The following is an 8625-nucleotide window of genomic DNA, read 5'->3' as shown; positions in this document are numbered from 1 at the left end:
CTCGCATCTTGCTTTCTCAGATTACCTCCTTGAAACACAATACCTATCTGGTCGGACAAAGGGAGACCTCTGTGGGTCACATCGCTTCCTTTCCCCCTAGCCCAGCCCTCTTAACATTTCGAGCTACGTCAGTTATTGGGACTTCCTGTTTTCTTGCACAGTCACCCTACTCTCATGCCAACATGGGATACTGGCTCTGGTCAGGGGTTTGCCTTCAGACCCTCCGCACGGCTCCTCACGGTCTCCGCACTGTCTGTTAGCTAATACTTACCGACTGAACGGCGGTCGTATTCGGGACTTTCACCCTATAGTGAAGCGTGCTGCCACACGCACAAGAAAAAGATTTGTCATATAGACAAATCCTTAGATACTAAATCAAACTATATGCAGTTTATTGTAATAGTAAAAGGTTATTGTTGGCTACTACCTAATGTTACCAGTATACTTTCCAACTCCCCTTGACGATAATATTCCATTTTCACACTATCTCCAACAGATAACTCGGAGTACAAATACTTACGAAGGTCATCAGCATCTGTAACTTTTTCTCCGTTTATAGAAACAATTACATCACCAGATATTAAGCCCGCTCTTGCCGAAGGTCCTGTTTCATCTATATCGGTAATGATAACTCCTTCCGAATGATTATCAGTAATTTGATTTGGATTAAATTGTGGGACCTCAGACAAATTGGCCATTGATAAACCAAGATATGGACGGACAACTTGACCATTTTCTGTTAATTCTTCAATGATATTTTCTACTTTATTACTTGGAATAGCAAACCCTAAACCTTCTACGTCATCATCGGCAATCTTCATACTATTAATTCCAATAAGTTCCCCGTAAGTATTGATTAAAGCACCGCCACTATTACCTGGATTGATCGCAGCATCCGTCTGGATAACATCCATTTCCCAAATACCAGCACTTGTTGAAACGGCAATATTCCTATTCACAGCACTTATTATCCCTTGTGTAACAGTTCCATAAAAATCAAGTCCTAGTGGGTTACCTATTGCAATAACTTCATCTCCTGCCCTTAAATTATCTGAGTCACCAAATGATAGTGGTGTTATATCATAATTACCATTGACTTTTAATACAGCAATATCTGATAATGAATCCGTCCCTACTAGCTCCGCTGTCATAACCTCTTCATTATATAAACTTACTTGAATTTTAGTTGCATCTTCTATTACATGATTATTAGTCACAATATACATGGCGTCATCTGTCACCTTATAAACAACACCTGAACCTGTACCACTTTCTACTTCTTGGCTACTCGCACCTTGATTCTGATAAAATCCGGGATATGAATTCGACCCGCCAATTTGAATATTTGTTATTCCAACAATCGCTTTAGAAGATTGTTCAATTATATCAGCCAGTGAAGCGGTAGATGTAGATACTTGTTGAACATTTACCGCAGTATCTGATGAATTAGTTTCTTGAATAGTTGCTACTGTTTCTTCATTGTCCATTACTTGTCCAATTTGCGGTGCTATTGTCAGTGTAAGGAATGATCCAACCATACCTGCTGCCACTGTTATCATAAACCCTTTTAGTACTGAATTTTTTCTATTGTTATTTTCCGTTTGAAAATCTCTAACTTGCTTATTTTGTTCTTCTAACATATCGATACCTCCAAAGATTTATATTATTTCTCTTTACAAAACCAAGTTTACCCGGCCATTATGTCAGGAAAATGTCAGAACTTAAGTTATTGGCACCTTCATAGGAATATAGCTACAACAAAAAAATAACAGCTGTTTTCAGCTGTTATTTTTAGATAAAGTTATTCTAAAAGTAGTTCCTATAATTGTACTCTTAAGTAGGATTAAATCCCCACCGAGTGCTTGTGAAATCATTTTACTTAATGCTAAACCAAGTCCCAGTCCTCTAACTTTATATTTCTTTTTTTCACCACGGAAAAATCGTTCAAAGATAAATGGCTGTTCTTCTTCCGGAATTCCGCTTCCATTGTCGGCTACATCAATAATAACTTCTGTTTCATTCTCTGACATGGTAATGAGTACTTCCCCTTTTTCACCTGTAGCTTGTTTTGCATTGTTTAGTAGATTCGTCATGATTTGTTGAAAGCGAATTTGGTCAATCGCTATATTTACCGAATGGGATAACGTATCAAGTTGGATAGCCAATTTTTCATCCAATTGTGAGACTTCCCAACCGTAAATTGCATCTTCTACTACTTCATTTATTTCATGAATTTCATTCCGAACCGGAACATCATTCGTTGCAAATTGATTGAATGCCAATAGGTCCTCAACCATTGTTTTCATTTTTTCCGTTTCATTTATGGAAATAGTAAGAAATTCTTTTGCTTCATCTCCTGTTACAACTTCATCCTTTAAAGCTTGTAATAAGCCACTTATCGATGTTACCGGCGTCTTTAATTCATGAGTTACTCCTGCCAGAAGCTCTGTTCTTAGGGATTCAAGTCTTTCCAATTTATTCGCCATTTCTTTAAAAGAGTGGATTAATTCATATACCTCTTTTTCTTTATTTTTATTTGTTATATCGATTTGATAGTTACCATCAGCCACTAGTTTAGCTGCTTCCGCTACCTCTTTAATCGGTTTTGCAAGACGATTAGACAATACATAAATAGCCGCCCAGCCGAGTAATGCTAGACTAATAATCATGATGGCTAATTGCGTATACTCCTGATTGACATGGGTTAATACGTCTTTTGATTCAACCATGATAACCCAGCCGATGATTGCATCCTCTATTTCAATTGGTGATTTCACAACATAGAATGCTTGATTCCCAATCGTTAGTTGTTGGAATGCTTCTTCGCTTTCCAATAAGTTTGGGTTCAATTGCTGTTCTATTGGGCCTGAGCGCCGGTTACTTGAAATGACTTTTCCATCAGAATCCACTATATACGTAATGGGATCAATCTCTAATTCAGTTTTCATTTTCCTATCATGAAAGAATTCTGGTGGACCCATTGCCTGATCATTTGTCTCAACTAATCGATCCGCCGTATTTTCTGCAAGTAGCGACATTAGTTCTAACCGGTTTTCTAATGTAGTATGGCGAATCCAAAGCGCGGAAATAATAGCAATTACAATGAGTCCCATAAATAAAGTAAGTAGGTATCTGCTTGTCCAATACCTTCTTAGTGAAACTTGTTTATTCCTATGTTGTGATTTGATTTCCTTATTTTTTATAAACACTTAATTGATACCCCAATCCCCGAAGCGTTTTAATTTCACCTTCTGAACTTGGCCATCCTTGTAATGACTTACGGATTCGCTTAATGGCAAGGTCAACTGCACGGTCGCTTCCATCATAATCCCAGCCCCAAATATGTTCAATAAGTTGCTCTCGGGTAAACGTTTGATTCGGATTTTCAGCTAAAAATAATAAAACTGATAAATCACGTGGTGTTAATGTGATATCTTTTCCATCTACCAACACTTGATGTGCTTTTATATTTATTTCTAACTTCCCAAACCGTTTAACTGGATTATCATTATCTGACTTTGTTCGCCTTAGGACAGCCTTTACACGGGCAACGACCTCATCAGCGACAAATGGCTTCGGTATATAATCATCTGCTCCAATAGCCAATCCCTCCAAACGATAATTCACATCACCGAGAGCGGTCAGCATAATAACAGGACAATTACTTACTGCCCTTATTTCTTTTAGAATTTCCCAGCCATCTTTATTGGGCAGCATAACGTCTAATAATACAAGATCTGGGTAAAACTCTTGAAATTTCTCTAGCGCATCATTACCATCATAAACTTGAATGACATCATATCCTACCTTTTGTAAGTACGCCTTTAACACTTTACTAATCGCAAATTCGTCTTCCACTACTAAAACTTTCATTTATAAATACCTCCAGTATGGTCAAAGCCCAAAATAATCTTTTCTAGTTTTTCTTTAAGATTATCACACAGAATTAAGTCAACAAAATGTCAGTATTTAATAAGAAGTAAAAAGTTATCTGCAAATAATTACATAGAAAAACTTTCTTTGACATATGCTTGACTTATTTCCAACCTATACTTGGAATTGTTCAAAGGAACAACAACATTCAAGACATTTTAAGGAGGTTCCAATAGATGCCGATTCAAACATCTTTCAACCCCAGTGGACGAAAAGAATTGAAGCATGCTATTTCTAAAGCAGAGTATTATGTGATGCGTCATAAATTACTTCACGTGATGAAGACAGATCCTAATGCTGGTCCAGATGGAAAATACTTCATCCGTTCCACTTACTTTGATAACTTTGACAACAAAATTTTAAATGAGAAAAAAGAAGGCTATTTAAATCGTGATAAATATCGGGTACGTATTTATGGACTACGTGACAGTCTCGTTAATCTTGAAAGAAAAAGCAAACGAAACAACCTAACATTCAAGTCAAAATGTACGATTGCCAGAAAAGAATATGAAAAGATGAGAATAGGTGATATTCAGTGGATGGAAAATGATGAACGGGAGCTTATCCGAGATTTATATTCCGAAATGATTAATCATCAGCTAAAACCGCAAACCGTAGTTGATTATGAGCGAGAAGCATTTATCTATCCGTTCGGCAATGTGAGAGTCACATTTGATATGAAGGTTCAATCCAGCTTACAAAATACGGATATGTTTCAGAAACATTTGCCAATGGTTGATGTCTTAGAGCCTGAGCTTGTGATACTAGAAGTCAAATATGATGAATATATTCCTGAAGTCATCAAGCTTCTACTCCAACTGTCTGACACCAGACAGGAAGCTTACTCTAAATACCAATTGAGTAGGATGTATGGTTAAAACAATTTATCAATAAATTGAATTAGAATTATAGCTGATTCGTAATGGTAGTTACTTTATATTTGCGTTAATGATAGAAAATGTGCGGTAACTAATATCAACTTTCCTCACTCTAATGAGAAGAGAGTGGGTAAAGTGCTATGCTACCGGTCCGGCAGAATACTCCGCTTTCCACGGGCACGGCCTCAGCCTCCTCGCGGAAAAGTCGCCGCTGCGGGGTCTTCGGACACGTGCTATTCCCGTAGGACAAGGAAGGCTTCGTCAGCAAGGCATCGCACGAAGAAAATCGGTTTTTATTTTCGAGGAGTCTCCGTATTCTGCCTACGCTAGTATTGGCTTTCAAAATAAAAATTGTTTTATCACATATTTTCATTAAAAATCACTATTAATCAAATTAAAGCCATATCAGCTCCGGAAATACACGGAGACTCCTTGAAAAAGAAAACCACTTTTTCTGCGTGCGATGTTTCACTAAGAAGCTTTCCTTTTCCTATGGGAAGATAGGCATAGGTGAGACCCCGCAGTGTGAAGCGCGAGGAGGCTCACCAGCCGCCCATGGAAAGCGAGGTGTATTTCCGGAGCGGGTACGATGCGCTATCAAAAATTATTAGTTACCGCACAGTCTATATAAATTGTGTAAATAACAACAATCATTGAAAAAATAGTCTAAAAAAAAAACAAATTAGGAGAGAAATAAATGGACACAACAACTTTTTCAGATATTTTTAAATCTAGCTTTTTAGAAAAAACAACTTCCTTTTCTTTAACAGATTCTTTGTTAAGTATCGGGTTTGCATTATTACTTGGTTTAGTAATTTACATGGTTTATAAGAAAACATTTAATGGCGTTATTTACTCGCACTCGTTTAATATATCATTGATTATCCTGACTATGGCAACCTCCCTTGTAATTATGGGTATCAGTCAAAATGTTCTTTTATCACTTGGTATGGTTGGTGCATTATCAATTGTTCGTTTTCGTACGCCAATTAAAGACCCAATGGATTTAATCTATTTATTCTGGTCACTTATCGTCGGGATTCTTTGTGGCGCCGGGTTCATTTTACTGGCTGTTACCGGGTCAATTGCCATAGGATTAGTCATTATTTTATTCTCAAACAAAATCAAAGTAGAAAATCCATATCTATTAGTAGTGAAATATAATAGAGAGATTTCTAGTGAAGAAATTGAACGAATTATTAATGAAACCGCAAAGAAATTTTCTCTAAAATCTAAATCTATTATGCAAGGTCATGAAATCGAAGCAACATATGAAATAAGGGTGAAAGATAATAATTCAGCAATCGTTACCGATCTTAGTGATTTAAAAGGAATACACTCTGCAGTAATGTTAAGTTATGACGGTAATTTCACTGCATAGTCCCTTTCATATTTTCAAATAAAGGATGAATGATATGTGTAAGAAAAAATTGAAGTATCTCTTTCCAATAGTACTAACTACCTCATTACTAATCAGTGGCTGTAGCAATAACGCTAATGCAGTCACTGATATCGAAGAGGATATTATTAGCAACCTAGTTACCTATAAAGACAATGACTACTATACAAATTGGCAGGAGGATAATTTTACTTATATTAATTTAGAAGGACAAACGGTAACCATCGATGGTGATGATGGTGCCGTAGTAGAAGATAATCAAATTTTAATTAGAACAACTGGAACATATGTAGTAAATGGTACACTTAATGATGGGCAAATCATTGTGGATGCAGAGGACTCAGGAGATGTTCGCTTAGTTTTAAATGGTGCATCGATTAACTCATCAACAAGTGCTCCAATTTTTATTAAACAAGCAGATAAAACCATCATTTCCCTTGAAGAAAATACGGAAAACAAGCTAACTGACGGATCCGAATATGTATTTGAGAATGATTCAACAGATGAACCGTCTGCAACCATTTATAGTAAAGACGACCTCACTATCAATGGTTCTGGCTCCTTAACGGTAGATGGAAATTATAATGATGCCATAAAAAGTAATGATGATTTAAAAATTACTGGGGGTACATTTAATATCACCGCTATAGATGATGGTATTATTGGCAGAGATTTGTTAGCCATAAAAGAAGCCACAATTACTATTAATGCCGGTGGAGATGGCTTAAAATCAACCAATGATGCTGATGAATCAAAAGGAAATATTGTATTAGAAAGCGGAAATTACAGGATTGAAGCTGATGGTGATGGAATACAAGCTGAAAAAACGTTAGCCTCAGTTGATGGTGAATATTCCATTATAGCTGGTGGCGGCAGTCCTGAAACTATCACAAACCAAGAAAGTTCTATGGGCGGTGGTATGAGACCTAATGCTCAAAACGATTCTAATCCAAGAGATATGACCTCTCTAGTAGAATCTTTATTAGATGGAATCGAGATACCAGATGATGTTAGAACACAATTAAAAGAAGCTGAATCGATGGAAGAAATTCAATCTATTTTACAAGAATATCCAGATATACAGAAACAAATTCAAGAAAACGGGACTATGCGTGGACCTGGTATGCCTCCAGGTAATGATACAACTGCTGAGGGAACAACCGATAATCAAAACAATACTCCACCTACACCACCTGGTGGAATGGACAACATAAATGGACAAACACAACCAACTCCACCTTCCAATGGTGAACCTCCACAAAACGGAGAACCTACTTCGGATCCATCTAATCAGGATGATGAATTAGAAAGTAGTGAGGAGCAAGGCACTCAAAATACAGATGAAGAAACGATAAGTACAAAAGGGGTAAAAGCCAGAACAGACCTTTACCTACTTGGTGGTAAATGGAAGATTGACTCTTTTGATGATGCCATCCATAGTAACCAAGACATAACGATTTCGGGTGGAACGATTAACATCTCAACTGGCGATGATGGAATTCATGGTGATGGGGATGTCATGTTAAATGGTGGGGAAGTAACCATTGATAAAAGTTTAGAAGGAATAGAAGGAATCAATATAACAGTAGCTGATGGTTCCTATCATATCGTTGCCGAAGATGATGGTGTCAATGTAAATGGTGGTAGTGATGAGTTTGCTATGCCAGGTAGTTTTGGAAATATGAGTCCTCCAGGAACAGCCGAGAATCAAAATAATACTAAGACAGCATCAGAAGATGAAAGCACCAATGAAACAGAAGAACCAACTGAAGAAGGCCAATTATTAATAAAAGGTGGTTATTTGTATATCAATGCTAACGGTGATGGTCTAGATTCTAACACTTCAGCAAAAATGACAGGTGGAACCGTTATAGTGTATGGACCGACTAATAATGGAAATGCCCCACTTGATTACAATAGTTCCTTTATCGTTGAAGGTGGTACACTAATAGCTTCCGGAAGCAGTGGAATGGCCCAAGGTATTTCTGAGGAATCTAGTCAAAGCGCCATCATGATGACCTTTTCAGAATTTCAAAAAGCGAATACAGCAGTATTTGTAACGAAAGAGAAAGGTGAGGAAGTTCTGGCCATTACACCTGAAAAGGATTTCCAATCTATCGTCATTAGCACATCGGATTTAGAATTAGATCAAACGTACACATTCCATTCTGGCGGCGTATTAACTGGTGACAATACAGATGGTCTCTATCAACATGCTAACTATGGACAAGGTTCCACATCAGTTGAATTTTCATTAACCAGCGTTATGACCTATCTAAATGAATCTGGTGTTACAGAGGGAAATTCACAGGGAATGATGAATGGTCATCCAATGGGGAACAATGGTATGAGAAATAATAATAACGTTAACCAACAAGATAATAATACCAATAATAACTAATTTTTTTCAGGCAT

General features: G+C 37.1%; 6 protein-coding genes. 3 read left to right on the top strand and 3 right to left on the bottom strand.

Going from position 1 to position 8625, the window contains the following annotated elements; translation table 11 throughout:
* Window positions 1-410 precede the first annotated feature (410 nt).
* The 3 genes from K332_RS0119855 to K332_RS0119845 form a co-directional block, all read right to left on the bottom strand.
* Window positions 411-1640, bottom strand: a complete 1230-nt coding sequence (locus K332_RS0119855) for a S1C family serine protease (protein WP_036689407.1) — start codon at window positions 1638-1640, stop codon at window positions 411-413.
* Between the two features lie 138 nt (window positions 1641-1778).
* Window positions 1779-3209, bottom strand: a complete 1431-nt coding sequence (locus K332_RS0119850) for a HAMP domain-containing sensor histidine kinase (RefSeq protein WP_245604778.1) — start codon at window positions 3207-3209, stop codon at window positions 1779-1781.
* Window positions 3193-3873: a response regulator transcription factor gene (locus K332_RS0119845; protein WP_026909044.1), complete on the bottom strand. Its 681-nt coding sequence runs from the start codon at window positions 3871-3873 to the stop codon at window positions 3193-3195. The genes K332_RS0119850 and K332_RS0119845 overlap by 17 nt, the downstream gene beginning before the upstream one ends.
* Before the next feature lie 236 nt (window positions 3874-4109).
* On the opposite strand from K332_RS0119845, the gene K332_RS0119840 reads away from it, so the two are divergent.
* The 3 genes from K332_RS0119840 (at window position 4110) to K332_RS22980 (ending at window position 8611) form a co-directional block, all read left to right on the top strand.
* Complete coding sequence (locus K332_RS0119840) at window positions 4110-4811, top strand: polyphosphate polymerase domain-containing protein (protein WP_026909043.1); 702 nt, start codon at window positions 4110-4112, stop codon at window positions 4809-4811.
* 697 nt (window positions 4812-5508) lie between these two features.
* Window positions 5509-6192, top strand: coding sequence for a DUF4956 domain-containing protein (locus tag K332_RS0119835; RefSeq protein ID WP_026909042.1), 684 nt, complete (start codon window positions 5509-5511; stop codon window positions 6190-6192).
* 34 nt (window positions 6193-6226) lie between these two features.
* Complete coding sequence (locus K332_RS22980) at window positions 6227-8611, top strand: carbohydrate-binding domain-containing protein (RefSeq protein WP_036689405.1); 2385 nt, start codon at window positions 6227-6229, stop codon at window positions 8609-8611.
* Window positions 8612-8625 lie beyond the last annotated feature (14 nt).

Source organism: Paucisalibacillus globulus DSM 18846 (genome assembly GCF_000482485.1).
In the GTDB taxonomy this organism is placed as follows: Bacteria; Bacillota; Bacilli; order Bacillales; family Amphibacillaceae; genus Ornithinibacillus; species Ornithinibacillus globulus.
This window is presented reverse-complemented; position numbering and strand designations above follow the sequence as displayed.

Excerpts from the sequence above, each read along its gene's own strand:
- K332_RS0119855 (WP_036689407.1), bottom strand. The coding sequence starts at position 1,640 with ATGTTAGAAGAACAAAATAAGCAAGTTAGAGATTTTCAAACGGAAAAT.
- K332_RS0119845 (WP_026909044.1), bottom strand. The coding sequence starts at position 3,873 with ATGAAAGTTTTAGTAGTGGAAGACGAATTTGCGATTAGTAAAGTGTTA.
- K332_RS0119840 (WP_026909043.1), top strand. The coding sequence starts at position 4,110 with ATGCCGATTCAAACATCTTTCAACCCCAGTGGACGAAAAGAATTGAAG.
- K332_RS0119835 (WP_026909042.1), top strand. The coding sequence starts at position 5,509 with ATGGACACAACAACTTTTTCAGATATTTTTAAATCTAGCTTTTTAGAA.
- K332_RS22980 (WP_036689405.1), top strand. The coding sequence starts at position 6,227 with ATGTGTAAGAAAAAATTGAAGTATCTCTTTCCAATAGTACTAACTACC.